The organism is Methanofastidiosum sp. (assembly GCA_013178285.1).
Lineage (GTDB): Archaea > Methanobacteriota_B > Thermococci > Methanofastidiosales > Methanofastidiosaceae > Methanofastidiosum.
Genome location: JABLXD010000032.1, coordinates 1 through 20,724, shown reverse-complemented (window position 1 = coordinate 20,724; position 20,724 = coordinate 1). Strand labels below are relative to the sequence as shown.

At 33.5% G+C, this 20,724-nt stretch carries 27 protein-coding genes; 12 read left to right on the top strand and 15 right to left on the bottom strand.

Annotated features, from left to right (window positions below):
- A partial coding sequence (locus tag HPY60_09355) for a hypothetical protein (GenBank protein NPV51387.1) occupies positions 1-177 on the top strand: 177 nt, incomplete at its 5' end.
- Between the two features lie 73 nt (positions 178-250).
- Here HPY60_09355 and HPY60_09350 read toward each other — a convergent pair.
- On the bottom strand, positions 251-1,492 hold the full coding sequence (locus HPY60_09350; protein ID NPV51386.1) for a hypothetical protein: 1,242 nt from the start codon (positions 1,490-1,492) through the stop codon (positions 251-253).
- A 68-nt stretch (positions 1,493-1,560) separates the two neighbouring features.
- Positions 1,561-2,052 (bottom strand): N-acetyltransferase, encoded by a 492-nt coding sequence (locus HPY60_09345; protein NPV51385.1) that lies wholly within the window; start codon positions 2,050-2,052, stop codon positions 1,561-1,563.
- 183 nt (positions 2,053-2,235) lie between these two features.
- Between HPY60_09345 and HPY60_09340 the strand changes: the two genes are divergently transcribed.
- The 3 genes from HPY60_09340 to HPY60_09330 are packed head-to-tail and all read left to right on the top strand — an operon-like array spanning position 2,236 to position 4,253.
- Positions 2,236-2,955, top strand: a complete 720-nt coding sequence (locus HPY60_09340) for a hypothetical protein (protein NPV51384.1) — start codon at positions 2,236-2,238, stop codon at positions 2,953-2,955.
- Between the two features lie 35 nt (positions 2,956-2,990).
- Complete coding sequence (locus tag HPY60_09335; GenBank protein NPV51383.1) at positions 2,991-3,776, top strand: flavodoxin family protein; 786 nt, start codon at positions 2,991-2,993, stop codon at positions 3,774-3,776.
- 42 nt (positions 3,777-3,818) lie between these two features.
- A complete protein-coding gene (locus HPY60_09330; GenBank protein ID NPV51382.1) occupies positions 3,819-4,253 on the top strand; it encodes a hypothetical protein in 435 nt (144 codons plus the stop codon).
- Between the two features lie 100 nt (positions 4,254-4,353).
- On the opposite strand, the gene HPY60_09325 is transcribed toward HPY60_09330, so the two are convergent.
- On the bottom strand, positions 4,354-4,731 hold the full coding sequence (locus tag HPY60_09325; protein NPV51381.1) for a pyridoxamine 5'-phosphate oxidase family protein: 378 nt from the start codon (positions 4,729-4,731) through the stop codon (positions 4,354-4,356).
- 174 nt (positions 4,732-4,905) lie between these two features.
- Between HPY60_09325 and HPY60_09320 the strand changes: the two genes are divergently transcribed.
- The 5 genes from HPY60_09320 to HPY60_09300 all read left to right on the top strand — a co-directional run bounded on the left by HPY60_09320 (position 4,906) and on the right by HPY60_09300 (position 8,510).
- Entirely contained in the window at positions 4,906-5,157 is a 252-nt protein-coding gene (locus tag HPY60_09320) for a hypothetical protein (GenBank protein ID NPV51380.1), read from the top strand.
- A gap of 49 nt (positions 5,158-5,206) precedes the next feature.
- On the top strand, positions 5,207-5,761 hold the full coding sequence (locus tag HPY60_09315) for a DUF2284 domain-containing protein (protein ID NPV51379.1): 555 nt from the start codon (positions 5,207-5,209) through the stop codon (positions 5,759-5,761).
- Between the two features lie 366 nt (positions 5,762-6,127).
- Positions 6,128-7,714 (top strand): PAS domain S-box protein, encoded by a 1,587-nt coding sequence (locus HPY60_09310; GenBank protein ID NPV51378.1) that lies wholly within the window; start codon positions 6,128-6,130, stop codon positions 7,712-7,714.
- 90 nt (positions 7,715-7,804) lie between these two features.
- Positions 7,805-7,984, top strand: coding sequence for a hypothetical protein (locus HPY60_09305; GenBank protein ID NPV51377.1), 180 nt, complete (start codon positions 7,805-7,807; stop codon positions 7,982-7,984).
- A gap of 250 nt (positions 7,985-8,234) precedes the next feature.
- Positions 8,235-8,510: a hypothetical protein gene (locus tag HPY60_09300; protein NPV51376.1), complete on the top strand. Its 276-nt coding sequence runs from the start codon at positions 8,235-8,237 to the stop codon at positions 8,508-8,510.
- Between the two features lie 37 nt (positions 8,511-8,547).
- On the opposite strand, the gene HPY60_09295 is transcribed toward HPY60_09300, so the two are convergent.
- The 6 genes from HPY60_09295 to HPY60_09270 are packed head-to-tail and all read right to left on the bottom strand — an operon-like array spanning position 8,548 to position 14,339.
- Positions 8,548-9,285, bottom strand: coding sequence for an ABC transporter ATP-binding protein (locus HPY60_09295; GenBank protein ID NPV51375.1), 738 nt, complete (start codon positions 9,283-9,285; stop codon positions 8,548-8,550).
- On the bottom strand, positions 9,267-10,205 hold the full coding sequence (locus HPY60_09290; protein NPV51374.1) for an ABC transporter ATP-binding protein: 939 nt from the start codon (positions 10,203-10,205) through the stop codon (positions 9,267-9,269). Before HPY60_09290 ends, HPY60_09295 begins: the two co-directional genes overlap by 19 nt.
- Positions 10,206-10,209: 4 nt before the next feature.
- Positions 10,210-11,046, bottom strand: coding sequence for an ABC transporter permease (locus HPY60_09285; GenBank protein ID NPV51373.1), 837 nt, complete (start codon positions 11,044-11,046; stop codon positions 10,210-10,212).
- Positions 11,047-11,054: 8 nt separating this feature from the next.
- Positions 11,055-12,002 carry an ABC transporter permease gene (locus HPY60_09280; GenBank protein ID NPV51372.1) on the bottom strand — a complete coding sequence of 316 codons (948 nt, stop codon included), beginning with the start codon at positions 12,000-12,002 and terminating at the stop codon, positions 11,055-11,057.
- Positions 12,003-12,018: 16 nt separating this feature from the next.
- Positions 12,019-12,795 carry a methyltransferase domain-containing protein gene (locus HPY60_09275; GenBank protein ID NPV51371.1) on the bottom strand — a complete coding sequence of 259 codons (777 nt, stop codon included), beginning with the start codon at positions 12,793-12,795 and terminating at the stop codon, positions 12,019-12,021.
- Entirely contained in the window at positions 12,795-14,339 is a 1,545-nt protein-coding gene (locus HPY60_09270) for an ABC transporter substrate-binding protein (GenBank protein ID NPV51370.1), read from the bottom strand. Before HPY60_09270 ends, HPY60_09275 begins: the two co-directional genes overlap by 1 nt.
- A 205-nt stretch (positions 14,340-14,544) precedes the next feature.
- On the opposite strand from HPY60_09270, the gene HPY60_09265 reads away from it, so the two are divergent.
- Complete coding sequence (locus tag HPY60_09265; protein NPV51369.1) at positions 14,545-15,156, top strand: hypothetical protein; 612 nt, start codon at positions 14,545-14,547, stop codon at positions 15,154-15,156.
- 63 nt (positions 15,157-15,219) lie between these two features.
- Positions 15,220-15,453, top strand: coding sequence for a hypothetical protein (locus HPY60_09260; protein NPV51368.1), 234 nt, complete (start codon positions 15,220-15,222; stop codon positions 15,451-15,453).
- A gap of 20 nt (positions 15,454-15,473) precedes the next feature.
- Here the strand turns inward: HPY60_09260 and HPY60_09255 are convergent, their stop codons facing one another.
- The 4 genes from HPY60_09255 to HPY60_09240 all read right to left on the bottom strand — a co-directional run bounded on the left by HPY60_09255 (position 15,474) and on the right by HPY60_09240 (position 19,229).
- Positions 15,474-16,064, bottom strand: coding sequence for a hypothetical protein (locus tag HPY60_09255; GenBank protein NPV51367.1), 591 nt, complete (start codon positions 16,062-16,064; stop codon positions 15,474-15,476).
- A 47-nt stretch (positions 16,065-16,111) separates the two neighbouring features.
- The gene (cooS, locus tag HPY60_09250; protein NPV51366.1) at positions 16,112-18,016 is read right to left on the bottom strand and encodes an anaerobic carbon-monoxide dehydrogenase catalytic subunit; all 1,905 of its coding nucleotides are present in this window, start codon (positions 18,014-18,016) and stop codon (positions 16,112-16,114) included.
- Positions 18,017-18,084: 68 nt separating this feature from the next.
- Positions 18,085-18,396 carry a cupin domain-containing protein gene (locus HPY60_09245; protein NPV51365.1) on the bottom strand — a complete coding sequence of 104 codons (312 nt, stop codon included), beginning with the start codon at positions 18,394-18,396 and terminating at the stop codon, positions 18,085-18,087.
- The gene (locus HPY60_09240; GenBank protein ID NPV51364.1) at positions 18,396-19,229 is read right to left on the bottom strand and encodes a 4Fe-4S binding protein; all 834 of its coding nucleotides are present in this window, start codon (positions 19,227-19,229) and stop codon (positions 18,396-18,398) included. The genes HPY60_09245 and HPY60_09240 overlap by 1 nt, the downstream gene beginning before the upstream one ends.
- Before the next feature lie 76 nt (positions 19,230-19,305).
- On the opposite strand from HPY60_09240, the gene HPY60_09235 reads away from it, so the two are divergent.
- A complete protein-coding gene (locus tag HPY60_09235; protein NPV51363.1) occupies positions 19,306-19,671 on the top strand; it encodes a helix-turn-helix transcriptional regulator in 366 nt (121 codons plus the stop codon).
- Here the strand turns inward: HPY60_09235 and HPY60_09230 are convergent, their stop codons facing one another.
- Both HPY60_09230 and HPY60_09225 read right to left on the bottom strand, forming a co-directional pair.
- Positions 19,672-20,061: a DUF1232 domain-containing protein gene (locus HPY60_09230; protein NPV51362.1), complete on the bottom strand. Its 390-nt coding sequence runs from the start codon at positions 20,059-20,061 to the stop codon at positions 19,672-19,674.
- A 7-nt stretch (positions 20,062-20,068) separates the two neighbouring features.
- The coding region (locus HPY60_09225; GenBank protein NPV51361.1) for a hypothetical protein at positions 20,069-20,724 on the bottom strand (656 nt) is incomplete at its 5' end.

Below are 20,724 nucleotides of genomic sequence, written 5' to 3'. Positions count from 1 at the left end.
AAAACAATTTCAATAGCAATGCCTGTCGGGTATAAACATCTTAAGTGGGAACACCCGGATGTTGATATTGGAATATGCGCTTGCCACTTCTGGCTTGGGCTTATGATGAAGGATGTAAAAAGTAAAGTTTCAGTAAATGAAGAAGAATCTAGAGCTGTCTGGAAGTTTGAAATATAATTTCATGTCTACTTTTTATTCTAAATTCAAATTCATGGTAGATCATAGGGAAAACTCTTAGAGTAGTAAGAAATTAAGAATCAATCTTCTTTAGCTCGGCATTGTTCTCAATAATGAGTTTGCCGGAGTTGTAACTTTTATAGTGTGCGATATAGCTGAATGCAAAAGGATTAGCCTCTAGGTAGTCTGTATTTAACGCAACGTTCCCTTTAGAAAGTGTCAAAACATTGCTACCAAGACGTCCAAAGAAGAATCTGCTTTTTGTATAATGGTCCCCCGTAGGATCGGCTGGGACCCACCCATAAGGGGGCAAATAGAATTCTGCCCACATGTGCCCGGCTGAAGAATCAGAATCGTAAAGGTATCCATGCACTAGCCTTGAAGGTATCCCTTGGGAACGGCACATTGCAACGAACAGCGTTGCAAATTCTGTGCAGTCACCCGTTCTATTGTAAAAAGCATACTTTGCACCGAACTCCTCCTCCTGCACTTCATAAGTAATGTTTTTTACTACCCAGCCATATATCAGATCGGCTTTCTTATATGGATTAGTTTCATCTCCAACTATATTTTTTGCCGTCGAAACTATACCCGGATCATCCGACTCCACCCTTTGACCTGGCTTTGTATATTCCTTATACAACTCTGAAGAAGCGTCATAAGGTTCGATCTTAGAAAGATCAATTGAAGTAGTGAAAGGATATGCTGTAAAATTAATATTTTGTATAATAGTTATGGAAGAATTTGTCGTTATCGAACCATTAAGGTCCCAATAACCTATTTTTGTGCATGCCTCTGGCGCCAAAATAATTTGGTCTGGCTCTGGTTCTATACTTATTATGGACACATTTTGCTGTGTTCCACAATTGACAGGCAATGCCATCCATAGTTTCGTTTCGCCTACTTCGGCATCGATATTTGTAATCTTTGTTGTAATGATTGCATTATAAGACTGTGAAAGCTGCCCCTCCAATGGACTGTTGGGATTGTTAACTAACCCAATATAGTAAAAAATAGCGAGAAATAGCATAGCCCCAAGAAAGACTGAAGTTATTGCCTTGACCTTCCTTTTATTGGCCTCTTCTCTTTCAAGTTTCTGGAAATAATCTTCAGTATTGTTATCTTTTCCAAGATTTGAATTGCCATTACTCGTATATGATAGTAAAGGAGCCCCACATTTAGAACAATAAAATAGTCCTTTTCTGTTCTCATTCCCACATGAACTACATTTAACCGTATCTTGCTCTAAGGGGTACAAGCCACAGTTAGGGCAGTAGGTTAAATCTGTCTCAAATCCGCACATAGGACATTTCATTTGGGCACCAGATATCCAAGTAATATTTTTTATTTATAAATATGCTAGAAAATAATAATCTAAAAAAATTATAGCATTTTTTGCATCCATACTACATCAAAGTATTTATCAAATTTCTTTCCTATTTTTACAAATCTTCCACATTCTTTAAATCCATTTTTTGCATGAAAGTTTATACTCCCCTCGTTTATTGAAGAGATGCTAGCTAAGATACTAGATATGTTCATTTTTTTTGCTTCTGATTCTATATAGTCTAAAGTCTTTTTACCAATGCCTTGGCCAGTTGCCTCTTCTTTAATAAAATAAGATATTTCTGCAGTTTCTTTAAATACTGAAAAAGGGCTATAAGAATGGATAAATCCAAACCCTATCACTTCATTTCTATCGGATTTAATCACTACAGCAGGATAATCCTTCGTAATTATAAGAAACATGTCATAAAATTCATAGGGGAGTTTATTATCAGGATATGCCGCAAATCCATTTTCAATATAGTAGTTAAAAATATCTATTACATCTTTTCTATGCTCTTCGCTCATCCGCTCAAAATGTATTTCCATAATGTCACTGAAGTTAAGACTTAGGATTATTTTTTATAGATTTCTATTAGGGCGCATATCTAAAAATGATTCAGTTTAACTTAATATACGATAAATTTGTATTTAGATTCACCACTCTCTTCAAAAGTTTCATTATCGGAAAAATCCAAAACTTATTTATAGTATGAATCCATTTTTATTAATATGCTGCCAAAAAATCAACTATCAAAAAATGAAATTGATGATAGTCCAGATCCAACCTGGAAAGGTCTTTATAAAGCAGGAGGTATATCTGCAATCTTATATGTACTGCTTGCGCTTGTCTTTCCATTTTTCATGTTTATAAATCACACACAATTAATTGGCATGGTCAATGGAACTGATGTAATTAACTACATCATTGAAAATGGCTATGTTTGGTGGATTTCTCTTCAATCTCTTGTTTTATGTGCTAGTTTTTTTGCAATAATTACTTTTGCAGCCTTGTTTGTTGCACTTAAAACAATAGATAAAAGTATGGCGGCTATTGGCTCAATCATCGCAATAGTAATCCACATTCTTTTTATTGCTTACTACCCAGTATTGGTTGGTCTAGTGTATCTAGCACAAAACTACCAGACAGCAAATGAAATCCAAAGAGCATCCTTGGCCACTGCCGCTGAAGCTCTTCTGGCAATGAACAATGCTTTTAATCCAGTGTACGAACCCGTGTTTGCTATCAGCATCTTAATTCTATCACTTGTAATGCTAAAAGGCATATTCAATAAGAAAGTTGCGTATCTTGGAATTCTTACATCAATAGCTGCGTTTATTGCTGTGCCACTTTTTCCCATAATAGGGATTAACTATTTTTGGTGGTGGATGCTTTTCAACATATGGTTTATCGCATTGGGTTGGAAACTTTATAAATTAGGTAATGGATGAAATAAGTATTAATAAGTCTATATAAGGAGATTATTATGAAAAAGGTAACAGCGTTTATTGGCACAGATAGCAAGCAAGCTACGTATAAGGCAGTATTAGAATTCGAGAAAAGCTTGAAGGAACTTGGAGAAATAGATTTTGAAATTGTATTTTTAAAGGACTACCGCCTAGAACTTTGTCATAGTTGCTTAAATTGTTTTTTAAAAGGGGAAGAATACTGCCCTTCAAAAGACGACAGGGACGCATTACTTAATAAAATTGAGAATTCGGATGGCGTAATTTTTGCTACGCCCAATTATACATTTCAAGTAACTGCCCGCATGAAGAATTTTATTGATCGAATGGCATTTATTTATCATCGCCCGAGATTCTTTGACAAGGCTGCAACTGCCATTGTAACCGAAGGAGTTTATGGTGGAAAAGACGTACTAAAGTATCTATATACTACAGGAGAAAGTTTGGGTTTTCATGTATCAAAAGGATGCAGTGTTGTAACACATAGACCTATGACTGAGATTCAACAGAGAAAATTATCCGAAGAAGTAAATAAAGCGGCAATCAGATTTTACAAAGAACTTATAAGACCTACTCCACCCCCTTCATTCTTCAGACTATTCACTTTTAGGGCAGCACGAACGAGTATAAAGTATCTTGATAAAAATCTCAAGGATTATAAATATTATAAAGAAAAAGGATGGTTTGAATCAGACTACTATTATCCTACCTCTTTAGGATTGATAAAGAAGCCTGCAGGAAGCTTATTTGATTTTATAGCGCGAAGAATGTTTAAGCAGGAAATAGAGAAGGAATTTGAGAATTGAATTTAATAAATTTATGAATCAATAATCTAGAAAGGTGTTTAGATGAAGATATGTATATTGTATGACTCAAAGTATGGGATAGGAAAAAGATGTGTTGAGTATTTGGGATCATATCTTAGAGAAAAAGAGAATCAAGTTGAGATTTATTCTATAAAAGATATCAAACCTAAGTCCATACCGCAAGTAGATGTCTACATTTTTAGTGCGCCTACTCATTTCGGAAATGTCAGTTTTAAGATGAAGGGTTACCTGAATAAGATTAAAGAAAAAGAAGGAAAAAGATATGCAGTTATAACAACGTGCTTGGGGCCAGAATCTAAAGCTGTCGATACAATGGAAGAAATACTTAACGATAAAGGAATGGAAAAGGTCTCAAATGGGCTAAAAATAAAAGTTAATAGTATGAAAGGCCCACCTGAGGAAGAGTATGAAACTAAATTAAAAGAATTTGCGGATGAAATAATGAAAGCTATGTAGGAAAGATACTTTATTTAATTGATTACAGAAGAAATTATTTTTTATATTAAAACGCCCTATAACATTAGTAAAAATTAACAATAAAATAAAAAAAATTAAATTACATCCTATAAGGGAATATCTCTGAAACATCTATTAAGACTGCATAGTTTGCTGGTGGGAGTTGTGGCATCTTCTCCTTCAATGCTTTAGCTATATTTTCAAATACGGGGCCTGTATCCATCAAAGTTGCCTTTCCCTTAATTTGGACCCCTTTATTGTTTTCTCTGTCAAGAACATATAAGGAAACATTTGGATTACTCCTTAGATTTGTTATTGTATGTGGTGATGCAATTTCAGCAAAGACCAATCTGTTTTTGTCAATAACAGATATACTTCCCTTTGGGGATACATTTGGCATCCCATTTGTAGTTGAAGTTGAAACAAAGGCTAGATGTTGCTGTTGGATTAAATCTATAACATTTTGAGGCATTTCCATTTTATCACCAATAGTTAATCATCTTTCTCATTTTTATAATTAATCCTCTAATATTAAGGTGAGGTTAAGCTATCCCCTATGTATGTAAATTCTTTCTTTCCCCATTTGCAGTTTTTAGATGTATTGCCTCCCCATTCCACAAATATTATTAGCATAATAATGAATAACTTTAGTATGGTAAAAACACCAAAACCAAGTATGCAATCATCCAAAGTCACTGAACGTATATACGCAAAAGCATTTGAATTACTTGAGAAACATCCAGAAGGCCTGCGCTGGTCAGAGCTACTTTCAAAGATTGAGGCGTCAGACCCCACATTCCATCCAAAAACTGTCAACGGATGTGTCTGGAAACTCGTCGAAAAATTTCCTGACAAGATTTACAAACCATCTAAAGGGGTTTTCCGTTTACTGAAATATAAATAAGCCTAGGAAACTATATAAATCTAGATTTTATCTTAATAAAAGTGATAAATTGAAAGAAATATACGACAAATTAATCCAGATGGCGATTAGTAAAGGCGCAACCTCTGCAAAAATAATCCCAATTGAGGATATTTCTGTTAATGATTGGGTAAGGCAAAAGTGTGAATTTGGATGTACTCAGTACGGAAAGAAGTATACATGCCCCCCTTACGTTCAGCCTCCAGAAGAGACAAGAAAAAGATTGAAAGAATACAGCAAAGCTATGATAGTAAATTTTGGAGAAATTAAAGACAGAATGGAATGGCGAGGTATTCAAAAGCTCATGGCAGATTTAGAAAGGGAAGCTTTTCTTAACGGCCTCTACAAAGCATTTGCATACGGTGCAGGTACTTGTAAATTATGCGACGACTGTAGCGCTGACCAAGTTCAAAATCCATCTTTATTTGATAAAAGAAGATGTGTTTACAGAAGAATTGCAAGACCCTCAATGGAAGGTGCGGGTATTGATGTATTTAAGACTGTAAAGAATGCAGGATATGAACTAAAAGTAGTTCCTAAGGAAGATATATGCTTCACAAGTTTTTGCTTACTACTCCTCGAATGACGTCATTCTTCAATAGCTGTTATTTCACAGTATTTAATAACTTTATTTTTACCTATTAATTCAAATTCTAAAAATTGAAATTCTGCCCCCTCTCTAATGAGTCTTATTGCAGTGTTAACAACTTCTTCCATGTCTTTAGGATCATTCTTATCAAAATAATACTGATTTTCTATGGTAATACCTCCTTTTATTTCATAGAGATTAATTACGACAAATTAAAAAGAGTCCAACGATTATTAATAATAATCTTTGAGCATTTTTATTTTGGATTTATTGATATAAATCCTTTTAAAGTCGTTGGCATATTTAATACAAAACAAGGCATATTGAACTTAATCTCGGCCATTTATATACTGATGTGATTAATTGAAAAGTTACGAAAATGCGTCAAGAGAAGAGCTTATTAAAGAGCTATCAATGCAACAATCAAAAATTACTGATCTTGAAAAGATAAAGAATAAGCTAGAAGATCTAGAAAAAGAAAAAGATATTCTTCTTGACAATTTAAAAGAACGGGTAAAGGAACTTAACTGTCTATACGATATATCTAAGATAAATGAAGTAACAAATATACCGCTTGAGGAATTATTCCAAAAAATTGTAGAGATTATACCCCCGGGATGGAAGTATCCGGAAATAGCTTGTGCTAGAATAAAGCTAGAGGGTCAAGAATTTAAAACATCTAATTTTAAAGAAACTAAATGGAAACTTGATGCCCCAATAAACTATTACAATAACAATATTGGAAAACTTGAAGTTTTTTATCTAGAAGAAAGGCCAGAACTTGAGGAAGGTCCTTTTCTTACAGCTGAAAGGAAATTAATTCTAGCAATTGTTGAAAAGTTGGGACATATAATAGAAAGGAAATACTCAGAACAGGCATTAAAAGAAAGCGAACTAAAATTCAGAACTCTTTTCAATAATGCAAGTGATGCCATATTTATACACGAACTCGATGGGAACTTTATTGAAACAAATCAGATTGCATCTGACCTTTTGGGTTATGAAAAATCTGAACTTCTAAATATGGCCCCTAAAGATATCCACCCTCCTGAATATGTTGAGATGCTAAATGAGATGTTTGAAGAACTTAAGAAGAGAAGCTATTACTGTTTTGAAACAGAAGTCATAACAAAAGATTATAGAACAATCTCTGTTGAAATCTGCAGTAAAATAATCAAGCTTAAGAAAAAATCTTTTGTCTTGAGTATCGTTAGGGACATAACTGAAAGAAAACTAACTGAAGAAAAAATGAAACGCCAGCTAATGAAATTTAATCTAGAAACTGGAAAAATTTACCTTGTAAAAGAAGCAAAAAGCCTTGTTTCAATTGAAGCCTTTAATGACCTACTAAAAGTCGGATATTCTGGATACATACTAACAAGGGCTTCTCAATCTGATTATTCTGGTCAGATAAAAGGAAAATACAATTATTTATGGATTTCAGAAAAAGATAAAAGAAGTTCTCTATCTCCAGATTTTACAGAAATTGAAAAGTATTTAGAAAACATACCTAGAAAAAGCTTTGTCTTAATAGATAGGGTGGATTATCTCCTTTCTAAAAATGATTTTACTAAATTATTATCATTTGTCCATCACTTAAGGGAGATAGCATATCTTAGAGGAATTACAGTTATTATTTCAGCTGACCCAGAACTATTCACTCCTGTCGAAATAAGGCATATAGAGAAGGAGACCGCAAATATTACTCCCATAGAGAAGGATCAACTCCCAGAAAATATGTTAGAAATTCTAAAATTTGTGTATGATAAAAATTTAATTGGAGTTAAGCCCACATTTTCAGATATAGGGCGAGAGATCAATATAACTAGGCCAACTATTGGCAAAAGGATGAATTACCTTACTACTTCGAATTATCTCATTGTTTCGATTAAAGGTAGAAACAAAGTTGTTGAATTGACAAATAAAGGAAGGGAAATTTTCTCACCATGAATTTACATGTTTTACATGTTTTTTTACAAATCCTTATACTTATGTAAAGCCCATATTTAATTAACAGTTGGACATTTAGGAGTGATAAAAATGAGTTCTCTTGGCAAGTGGATTTATATTTCTGAAGAAAAGCAATGTGGCAAATGCGGTCATACGACGCACACACACACGTGTTTAGTTTGTGGAGATATTTGTTGCGATGATTGTTGGAACGAAAAAACCTCTACATGCGATAAGTGTATTTCAAAAGCATGGTGGAGAGATCTTTAATCCTTAGAGTTATTCGGCTAAAGGACTAGCCATCTATGCCTCCCCATAGTCCCGATGAAAATCACTTAGGATTTGAGGGACAATCTTTTCTTAAAAATGATTTGAATAAAATAAAAGAGAAATATAAAAAACAACATACTGCGATAGAGTTTGAATGTTCTCATTGTGATTAAGATAGTGTCTGTTACTAGATAGAACTGATAAGAGAACAGCAAATTTTAAATATTTTGAAGTTATTAATTAAGGATGTATGACAGACGTTATTAAAAAGGATGGGAGAAGGGAAAGATTCGATGAAGAAAAGCTGAAAGCGTCAATTATGGCTGCTGCGAGAGAAGCCGGCGTGATGAACAGAAGATGGGTAAAGGATGTTATTGAAAATGTTTCTGCTAGTGCAATAGCCTTTTCAAGGGGTAAAAAAGAGGTAGAGGCTAAAAAATTAAGAGAAATGATTCTAAGCGATCTAGACAAACTAGAGGTAAAAATAGCAGACGCATGGAGAGACTTTGATAAGAAAGAAAAGTAATCAGATGGCTCTAAATATGTTAAATTTATAATTCTTTTTATTTTTTATTATTAAATTTTCTAAACTCTTTTGTATCGCCATTAAATGTAATTAAGCCTTGTTCTAAAGCCACAATAGTATCAGACATAAACTCTATTAAAGGGATATTGTGAGATATCAAAAGATATCCAAATTTCATTTCTTTTTGCAAATTTTTTAATAAATCAAGTATCTGGGCCTGTACTGCTATATCGAGTGCAGATGTTGGTTCATCTAGAATAATATATTCGGGTTGAACTAGTAGAATCCTCATAAGTGCCACTCTTTGATTTTGCCCGCCAGAAATTTGATGAGGATAACGACAAAATATATCTGAAGATAGGCCTACAGTATCTAGTAATTCTAATATTACTGATTCGATTTTAGAATTTTCAATTCCAATCAAATTTGCTGTTTCATAAAGTGTTTGTTTTATAGTTTTCCTCGGATTTAAAGATCCTTGAGAATCTTGGAAAACCATTTTAATCTTTTTTAATGAGTTAATTCTATCTTCCACAGATGCTGCCCAAATATCTGTATTGTCAACTAAGATTTTACCATGTGTTGGTTTTTCTAATCCCATTATTATCTTTGCAAGAGTTGTTTTCCCTACTCCTGATGGTCCAACTAACCCAACTGTTTTTCCCTTAGTTAGCTCTAAAGATATATTGGACAATATTGGATCTAATTTTTTAGATAAAAGTCCATAATGATATGATTTTGAAACGTTTTCAATAATCACTGAAATAGATAACACCTCACATCTCTTTTGTCAACAGAAGATATAGGTGGAATTTTCTCACTACATCTCTTTTCCTTATATGGGCATCTTGGATGAAACTTACATCCACTTGGTATATTTACCATAGAAGGGGAGCTTCCTTTTGGAGGATTAAATCCTCTTTCAGGTAAACTATCAAGAAGAATCTTAGAATAAGGATGCAAAGGATTTTTAAAAAAGGTTTTTGTCTCTCCTATTTCAACTATATCCCCTGAATACATTATTGCAATTCTATCTGATAGTTCTCTTGCAATAGAAAGGTCATGAGTTATTAAAAGAAGGGAGGAGTTATTTATTCTTTTTACAGTATTAAACTCTTCAATTATATCTCTAACTAAATCAATATCAAGACCTTTTGTAGGTTCATCGGCAATTATAATTGAAGGGCTTAAAGTCATAGAAATGGAAAGAAGAATCCTCTGATTCATTCCTCCAGAAAGTTGATATGGATACATTTTTACATATTTTGAAGGATTGTTAAATCCCATAGTTTTTAAGAGATCTTTTGCTTTATTTAGGGCATTTCTTTTATTCATTTTTTTATGTAGTAGTAAAGGTTCGGATATTTGTTCGCCAATAGTATGTAGCGGATTTAAAGACAAAGAGGGATTTTGGAATACTATGGCAATTTCTTGTTGCCTTATTCTCTCTATTTCGATGTCAGTAGCATTTAGAATATTATTGCCTTTGAATAATATTCTTCCAGATACTTTTGAATTTTGAGGTAATAACCTCATTATAGTATTTGCTATTACAGATTTTCCACATCCTGTTTCTCCCACTAATGCAAGTGTTTCATTACTATTTATGGCGAATGAAGCATTGTTTACTGCATAGACCGGCCCAATTGGAGTGGTAAATTCCACATTCAAAGAATCAATTTCAAGTATCTTCATTTTATCACTCGAGACCCATCACAATATTCTCCTTTTCTTCAAGAGAGAAGCCTATTAGCATTAGCGAAAATACTACTCCAACTATACATAGACCTGGAGGTAGATACCACCACCACATTTCATTGATAAGTCCTCCTTTCATAAAAGCAAAGTTTAGCATCATCCCCCAACTTTTCATAGTTGGATCTCCTAACCCTAAGAAAGATATTGATGCTTCTGAAAACATTGCAGATGCTATAGTCAGCATGAATTTTGGAATTATAATATGAATTATATTCGGTAAAATATCTGAGAAAATTATATGTCTATCTTTAAAACCTAAAGACTTAGCACTCAAAATAAATGAAGCGTCTCTTATCTGCAAGGTTGATGATCTTACAACTCTTGCAGTGGTGGGCCACCATAGAAATCCTATTAATAACATTATTATCCAAAAGCTTGGCCTCATTAATGCTGCCAAAATGATAATAAGAGGTATTCTTGGAATCATTAAATATATGTCAGTTATAGCCATAAGGATTTCATCAATCAATCCCCTATAATATCCAGATACAAGACCGATAAGAATCCCAAAAAAAGTAGCTATTATAGAAGCTCCAAATCCTACGATCAAACTGACTCGTGCCCCATATAATAGTTCTGAAGAGATATCGTTTCCTATATCATTAGTTCCAAGAATATGGGATTGTGTGGGAGAAAGATATGGTTCAAATCTATCCCAAGGATTGTAAGGGGATATTATACCTGCTGCTATCGCTATGAAAAGAAACGATACAAATATAGCTATCCCTAAAATATTGAGATTTAACTTATTAGTTGCAAACTTTTTAGTTTCCTCTATGTGATGCGTTATAGTGAATCACCCACCCTTTGATCTATTATGCTGTAAAGAATATCAACGAAAGCATTTGCCAAAACAACCATGATGCTAATAATCATGAAAGAACCATATAGAATTGGATAATCCCTCGAAAGTAAAGCATCATAGATAAGATTCCCCATCCCATTCATAGAAAAAATAATTTCAATAAAGAGTGCTCCACTCAAAATAAATCCGAAATCAAGGGCAAGAAGCGTCAGAAGAGGCAGAGATGCATTTTTAAAAATGTGCCTAAACAAAACTTGACTATCGGATAATCCTTTTGCTTTTGCATACACAACATATAGTTTAGATTTTTCTTGAATTACACTGCCCCTCATAATCATATAATTTCTTGAAGTAAGAAACAATGTCATTATAGTTATAGGAAGGAAGAAATGATGCAGTATATTAATCAATCCGCCTGTTGAGTAAAATCCCTTGATTGGAAACAATCCCAATTTAAAAGAAAATAGATACAAGAATAAAAGAGATAAGAAGAAAGTAGGGGTGGAATAAAATGCCAGTTCGATTAATGTAAGTGATTTAAAGGATTTTGAAGATGATTTAAATCCTGAAAAAGATCCCATCAAAGAACCAATTATTGCACCAAATAATATTGAAGGTATAAGGAGCAATAATGTCCACTTCATCCTTGATAAAATAATAGATGTTACTGGAGCTTTAAAATGATAAGAATATCCAAAATCAAATCTAAAGACATCATTCCAATAATCAAGATATTGTAAAGGAAGGGATTTATCAAGACCCATTTTTTCTCTTAGTTCTTGCATTGATTCTTCAGTCATTACATAATCTTCACCTAAGAGATTTGTAATTGGATCTCCCGGCATCAATCTAGGGATAATGAAATTTAGAGAAAAAATCACGAAAAGTGCAATTAAGTATCGTGCTACTTTTTTTGATCGCATTTTCATTTAATCCCTTACGTTACTATTTTATTAGATATAGCAAAGCATCTTTTCTTTGGCATAGGACTTGATATGAATTAGATTCATTTGTTATTCTACCGTTATTTTTAAGATAATTAAATATTTCATCTTCTGTCTTGTTCGTATAGGGATAAGACCTATATACAAACGATAATGGAAGAATATACTCTGAAGTAAATATTTCGACATTAAAAATATAACCCATTTCATATAGTATATTGTAAAGATGTAAAAAATCAACAGAATTTTTTGTATCATATACAAATTCTCTTAAGGGATCTCCCCTACCGGCTCTAAATACAAAAAATATGCCCTTTGAAGAAACAGAAATAGCTTTTTCAAGAAAAGAACATATGTCATCCTCAAAAAAACTGTAGGCGGCAATTGAATAATCTATACCAGAAAGTTCTTCTTTTGAAGCATCTTTCCATTCTTTTTCTAAATATAGAATATTATTACGTTTAGCTGTTTTTGCCTTGTCTTTTAATATTTTTAGTTGATGTGGAGACGGATCTAAAGCTAGAATTTTATTTGATAACTCTGATAGAGGTATTGTAAACGCACCCGTTCCGGCACCGATATCCAGTATAGTATCTTTAGAAGAAAGAAAAAAAGATATCCTTTCCAATATTTTACCAGGATATCTTGAATAAGCCATGAATTCATCATAATAGCTCAATTGTTCCCAAAAGTCATTGTTAGAGATACCTTTCTCATTTAGTATCTTTAGATAGCTTGATTGCTTAATTGAACTATTCCATTCTTCTGACCAATTCATTATGATGCCTTCTGAAGATTTAAAAATGTGTCAGTATTGTATATTCCATATAATGGATCTACATACCAGCCACTGTATTTTTTGCTGTATGGTGTGATGTTTTCATTCCAGTAAAGGGCTATACCAGGTAGATTCTCTGAGTAGTAGTCCTGTACTTGATAAGCATATGTTTGCATTTTCGCAGCGTCTGTTGTGGATAGTATATTATCGCATATTTTAAGAAATTCTGGATCGTCAAGATTGTGTAGAACGCCTTCCCCGGTTCTTCTTGAATCAAAGTATCCTGTTCCCCACTGTGCGTGCATTAACATCCCCCAAGGTGTTGTCCTTGTTATGGTGAGGTCATAGTAATACTTGTCTTTTAAGGATATCCATGTGCTTGTGTCAACTGACTTTATAGTTACGTCAATCCCAACTTCTTTTAGGTAGTCCTGAACTAATTCTCCAGAACGGATATAGTCTGAACGGATAAGCATTATAATCTTAATATCTTTGCCATCAGCTGTTTCAATTATTCCATTTCCATTATTGTCTTTGTAGCCTGCTTCACTGAGTAATTGCTTAGCTTTTTCAACATTGTATTCTAATTTGGGTGTTTCTTTATAAAATTCCATTGTTGGGGGAACAAATCCTCTGTTTGGTGCTGAGCCATACCCCAATGCCTCAATTTTAACAATTTCTTCATAGTTAATAGCATAGGATATTGCATTTCTAAATTCTAGGTCAGACATTGGTTGTCTTTGTAAATTCATCCCGAGAAATACTAAGCCAACATTCATTTTTTGGATAATGTCATATTTGCCTGTGTCGGTCAATTTCTGTATATTAGAATATGGATAACTTCCAGCATATTTGTAGTAAACATCTAAATTCCCATTTTCAAGGTCAAGCGCTAGTGTGTCGTTGGTCTTATACATGTGGACTTCAATTGTGTCTACTATGGACTGTTTTCCTTTCCAGTATGGATTTTTCTTCAAAGTTACTATTTGAGAATCAAGATTTACGTTAGATACATAATACGGACCGCATCCAACATAGTTGTCAGCTTGAACATAGTTAATTGGGTCTTGGATTGATTCCCAGACATGTTTTGGAAGTATGTTATAAGTTGCAAATTCTAGATTTGTTCTTGTATAAGGTTCTTTGAATATAATTTCCACGGCATTATCTTCAGGAATTACTGTAACTGATTCAACACGCTGTTTAATCCATCCTGCATACGGTATTTTATTTGCGTAATACTCTATAGAAAATTTAACATCCTCAGGAGTTACTTTTTTCCCATCGCTCCAATATAACTCAGGATCAATATAAAACTTCCAAGTTTTGTCATTATTTGATGCCTCGTATTTTGTCGCCATGTTTCCAACTATTTTTCCATTTTCGTCCATTTTAGTTAGCGTCAAATTAGATACTTTCATGAAGATTCCAAGATTAGTATCAAAAAAATTTGCGGCCTTTATAGTATTTGGGCTTCCTATTTTTACTGTATTGCCTTTTGAAACTGTGTCGGTAGAAGTGCCTTGATTGATACACCCTACCATTAAGGAAATACAAAATATTGATATTAATACTATACTTATTCTTTTATCGATAATAATTACACCTCCTTATAGTGTTACTGTTTTAAAATTCGTGTTACTTATAAAGTTTTGCTTTTTTAAGATATAATGCAATAAAGACCTAGATTTTATAAAAATCGAATCAATTCAGTTAATTTTATATGTTCTGAAATAGAAACATATGCTTATGACATACGTAATTAGAAGCAGTGGAAAAAAAGAAGAATTTGATACTGAAAAATTAATATCTTCAATTATGGCTGCTGCAAGTGAGGCCGGCTTACTGAATGATAAAGGAATACAAGCTATTATAGACAATGCTTCGTCAAATACTATCTCATATGCAAGGGATAGAGAAGAAGTCAAAACAAAAACATTGAAAGATATGATACTAAGCCAATTAATAAGAATTGGTATACAGATGGCAATCCAAAAATTTGGGTCTAACGCATCAAAAGAAAATATACTTGGCGAACTAATTAACGCAGGATTAGATATGTCTACTAAAAGTTCAAGGGCTAACGCATCAAGCGATGCTTTAAATGAAATATTGGAAACATTGATGCAAGGAGATTCTAGGACAAATGCATCTAGTGATATCCTAATGGACCTATTGGATGCCGGGGCACAAATTCCAAATAAGAGTTCCAAAGCTAACGAATCAAGTGATATTTTAAGTCAACTGCTCGGTGCAGGTATGCAAAAAAATTCAAGAACTAGTGCCTCAAATGATGACATAGAGAACATCTTAAAGACAGGCATGAAACTAGCCAATGCATGGATGAGATATAATAGATAAAACTTAAATCAAATAAAACACTAATTAATTTAATATTTATATTTTATGGGATGGGTGAAAAAAATGAAGTCAGATAGGCTCACATCAGATACTTTACAGAAAATAAAAGATGTAGAAAAAGAACTTATCTCTCTCAAAAATGAATATCTTTCAAGACAAGACCCTTTACTAAAGGAAAAGATAGAACAAAAGAAGAAAGATTTAGATAAACTTAGGGCATATTATAAAGACCATGTAATGACTTCCTGCAATGAAAGTTTTGAGGCTAAGAGAAGAAGGCTTTCGAAGTATGATTAGGAAGATATTCTAAAATATATCTATCTCATAATTTCTTTTCTTAAATGCTTCTTCAAAAATCCATAAAGTTTCTTGTCCCAGTTAGGGGGAGGATCCTCTTTTTCTGTAAGTGTTAAAAGATAAGATATAGATTTTTTATCTAAAAGATATTCATAATCTTTATTTTCTATGAATCTATAAATGGCGTTAAATATAGGGGATGGCAATGGAACTTTAAGTTTGGAAAGTTTGAGATTTGTATGCATCAAAGATCTTTTCAGATATTCCCTTTCTTTATCAGAAATATTATGATAGTCCATTTCATCTTTTCTTTTTTCCCAGTCAGTTTTTGCTTTCTCTCTAAAAAGTTCAAGAGTATTATTAATTTTTGGCCACCTGTCTGGATATCTAAGAAGTAGTCTCTGTATTGGAACTATATTTTCTTGAACTAAAAAAACTCTCTTCTTAATTTCATCAATATCACTTTGAGAAAAATTGATTTCATACTGATCAAGTTGTTTTATTAGCCATAAGTCTCTTCTCCCCTCAGTATTTTTTCTTCTGAGAGACCGAGTTCTAGATGATGTTTTTAGAGTTTTTGTCACTGGACTAGGATTAATATTATTTTGCATCCGAAAAATAAAGGATAATTAAATATAAAAAATTTAGTGTTATGTGATTAAATTCCTAGTTTCTTTCTCTTTGATTCGATATGTGAAAGAATACCATCTGACGCTTTTACCGGATCTTTCTCAACGTTTAATACCCCACCTGTAATGTCTTTGCAATCAACAGTCAGAAGTTTAACTAGATTTGGTCCACCAGTTACAGGAGGAACTGGATTGACATAAGTATACAATCCAAATGCAAGTGCAAATACAGCATCTATTGTAGCTTTTTGCTCCATATACTCCGGTGCAACTGCTGCAACAGGCAAATCTGTCACAGGTACGTCTCCTAGAGCTTTTGATATTACTCCAAGTAAATCTGCAAGCCTTCCAGTATCGGTGCATGTTCCATAGCTCAATACTGGAGGTATGTTCAAGAGAGCACACAATTTCTTTAATCCTGGGCCTGCCATATCTTTTGCATCTAAACTGCATAGCCCCCCAACTTGCACAGCACCGTTTCCACATCCAAGAGAAAGTACAAGTATATCTCTCTTTATCAGTTCTTTTACCATATTTATTGTGTGTACATCTTGGCCAGAATCCCTCAAAGAAGTGCAAGAAACCATCCCTGCTACCCCTCTTATTGTTCCATCTTTTATTGCATTAAGAAGTGGCTCAATTGTTCCTCCTAGAGCTTCAACTATACTCTCAGTTGAAAATCCAACTATCGCTTCTTTCATTGGTAGTCCGACAACAGGATCAATTGATTTTCTTCTGTCTTTGAAATTATCAATTGCCATTTGTAAAAGTGATGCAGCTTGTTTCTCTGCTTCTTTAGGTAGATAATCCACTCTTTCATTAATACCTTCAAATGCAACTAGCTCACTTGCAGGGACTAATTTGAATTTGTATTTCTCTGCATATATTGGGTCAATTGGCATAGAACAGTTCATATCTGCCACGAAAATATCTATACATCCGCTTGCCATTATAGCTTCTTGCATTATCCAGTTGCCTGTGAATCCATAAAATACATCATCCATTTCCCACCTTTGGATTATCTCTTGACCTGTTTCTATATTTGCAATTATCCTAAGGCCTTTGGCGCCTACTTCTTTGGCCTTCTTTTGCCATTCATCTTTTCTAGCAAGCTGGATCATTGCAAATCCCAAAAAAGGTTCATGGCCGTTGGGTAAAACATTAACATAGTCTGGATCCAGTACTCCTAAATCAACCCTCATTTTATGGGGTCTTGGAATCCCAAAGAGAATGTCCTGTGTAAACTCGTTTACTATTTGGCTTTGATACGCCATAGCGATTCCAATTCTCATTGCTTTCAATGCCAAACTTACATAATACCCATCTACATTTGTCAAGCAAGAGCTTGTTGAAAACATAATCTCCCCATGCACTCCACCTGGAAATATGCCAAGCTTTTTCCATGACTCTTTTCTCTCTTTAGGGGCTAAAATCTCTACAATTTGACTCGGTTCGGAATATTTTCTATTAAAGTCCTCTTCAACAAAATCACAAAAACTTAATGCAATCTCATTAATACTCCCACTTGTATCTATGCCAAGTCTTTCAGCAAAAGATTTCAATTTTGATGGCTCTTTGATTTGGAAAGGTGTTTCACCTTTAGCAGTTGCCCTTAGTGTTTTGATTGTTTGTTCAGTATGATATTGGTAAGTTGATGTCCCCAAAACATTTCTCAAAAGCATCATCCTCATTGCCATCCCGTCTGCAGTTATCCCACATACTCCCCGTTTATCTATGGATGCATCAGAACGGCATGGGCCATTAGAACAAAGATCGCATCTAACTCCACCTTGGCAGAAGGGACATCTTTTGTCTGGGTCACCTCCAAATCCTTGAGCTTCGTACCGATTCCAAATATTTGTAATTTTATCATCTTTAATCTTCTCATACATTTTTTTTACAGATTCGTGGTAGGATACTCTATCGCCTTCCATAATTATTCCTCACAAAATTACCTTACTCTTTTGTATTATATATAATTTTCTTAAAAAAAGAAATATAATTAATCCGTTAGTCCCAATAGTATTGCTAGATCATCTTTTGCTTTAAGAGAATGCGGTGCATTTTTAGGCATGAAAATAAATACTCCGGGGGCCATTTCAATATCTTCATCTTCAAGTTTAAAAGTACCTGTTCCTTTTAGAACGTGTACAATTCCTGTTTTAGTTGAAGTATGGGTGTCTATACTAGTACCTGCTGAAAGGCACATTAAGGTATAGTTATACGTTTTTGACAAGGCCAATACGGTACTAAAAATCCCTTCTGTTGGGAACTGCATAGTTTTATTCAAATCTTTCCAAAATCCTTTTTCCATTATATCCACTCCTCTTTTATTATTTCTCCTTTAATCCCTACAACAATCAATTTTATTGGAATTTTTCTAGTTGCACTGTCTAAAGCTTTCTTAGCTATCTGAAGAAGGCCAGAGCAACAAGGCACCTCCATTACTAATACTGTTAAGGTATTAATTTTTGCCTCGTCTATCATCTTCCTTATTTTCTCAACATATATGTCTCGGCCAGAGTCTAGTTTTGGACACGCTATTGCTAAAGTCTTACCTTTAAGAAAATCCTTGTGGAAGTCCCCTATTGAGAATGCGGTACAATCTGCAGCAAGCAATACATCTTTTCCAATGAAATATGGTGCATTTGGCGATAGTAAATGAAGTTGAATTGGCCACTGCCTAAGTTGGGAAGACCTTTTTCCTTCTTCAGTTACGCTTTTTTCTTCTTTTGAAAACTCCATAATTCTAGAACCGGGACAAGATGCGCCATGTGCATGTATACTCTCCTTCGTTGGATCCTCTATTCCCCTCTCTTGAAGGAAATCTTTTGCCTGTTTTAGATACTTATCTGCACCGTGGTCTTTCAGATGTTGGAGATGTGCTTTGATAGTATTCTTACCCTGTTTAACTATATTCTCCATTACTTTTCCTTCATCGTACTCTTCAGCTTCTCTTTCTTCAACAAAAATTGCGCCTTCTGGGCAATTTCCAATACAGGCCCCGAGTCCATCACAGAACAAGTCACTCACTAGTCTAGCCTTTCCATCTATTATTTGAAGTGCACCTTCTGGGCAGTTAGGAACGCATAATCCACATCCATTACATCTCTCTTCGTCAATGTTAATTATTTCTCTTTTGACCATTTTATCACCAATATCTTTTCTATACTAAGTATATAATAGATACCTATATAAACTAGTAAGTTTCTAATTTGATACTATGACAGACTGTACCATATACAATACCCTCGATATTGTCGGGAAAAAGTGGTCTCTTCTAATTTTGTTGGAGTTATATAAGGGTGAAACTAAGGAAAAGAGATTCAATGAATTAAAAAAAGGATTGAATGGAATAACTCCAAAAATCCTTTCATTGCGCCTTTCTGAATTAGAAGTTGAAGGGCTTATACTAAAAAAAATAGATAATTCTACCGTTCCAATTAAATGTGAATATTCTCTAACGGAAAGCGGAGAAGATTTTATCCATATAATCCAAGAGGTAAAAGCTTGGGGATTAAAATGGAAATTTGATAATCCAGCATGTGCTGGCACTTTTTGCAAACAATGCACTTTGGCCTTTGAATAATTAAGCTAAAAAAGAGGGGAATAAGAATCTTAAGACTAGGTAAATAGCAATGAACCATATTATAACAATAGAAAATGTAACAATCCATTTTGATTTTACACTTATAGGCTCGCATATAGCTTTATTTCTACAATCCTGAAAAACTTCAGCGGGGATCAATTTAATTATAAGGTATATTGTAAGTGAAATAATTAAAATATCATCAATATATCCTATAACCGGTATAAAGTCCGGAATTAGATCAATTGGGCTAATAAAATATCCTAATAGGAATAAGATTATTATTTTTACATACCATGGGACTCTAGGATCCCGGTATGCTTTATAGAGGGCGTATATATCCGTTTCAATGCTTTTCGTCTTTTCTTTTAATTCTTTGAAAGTAATCATAGGATCACTAAATTAGGTTGAAATCTTCGAAGATTATATCTCTCGGTTTAACTCCTAATTTAATAAATTGGTCTGCAAGTTCCATCATCATCTGATTGGGGCCACATATGAAAATCAATTTATTAGAAATTGTTTCTTTTGAATCACATAACTGGATTATATCCTCTGCAGAGATTCTTCCAGATTCACTTGAAAGCCATACCCTATAGTCGATATTATTTTTATTTCTTAAAATATCTTTTATTTCTTTATCGTAGATTACATCTTTCTCATTTTTACATGCCCATATGAAATCAATTTTATTATTAGATAATTTATCGTGCTTTAACATGCTAAGAAACGGCGTTACTCCTATACCCCCTGCAATCCATATCATGTCTTTTTTTTCAAAAAGAAATTTTTCACTAAATTTGCCATAGGGCCCATATAGAAAAATTTTATCTCCAACTTTTACTTTAGGAAGATGATATGAAGTGAAGTCGCCTGATTTTTTTGCTGAAATTCTAATCAATTCTTCACTGTTTGAACTAGATATGGAAAATGGGAAGATTTCAAATGATTTTTCAAGATTTAAGAATTTAATAAATATGAATTGCCCCGGATAAAAATTCATTTTTTTATCAATTACCTTAAATTTAATTTCTATGATATCGCCTATATTTT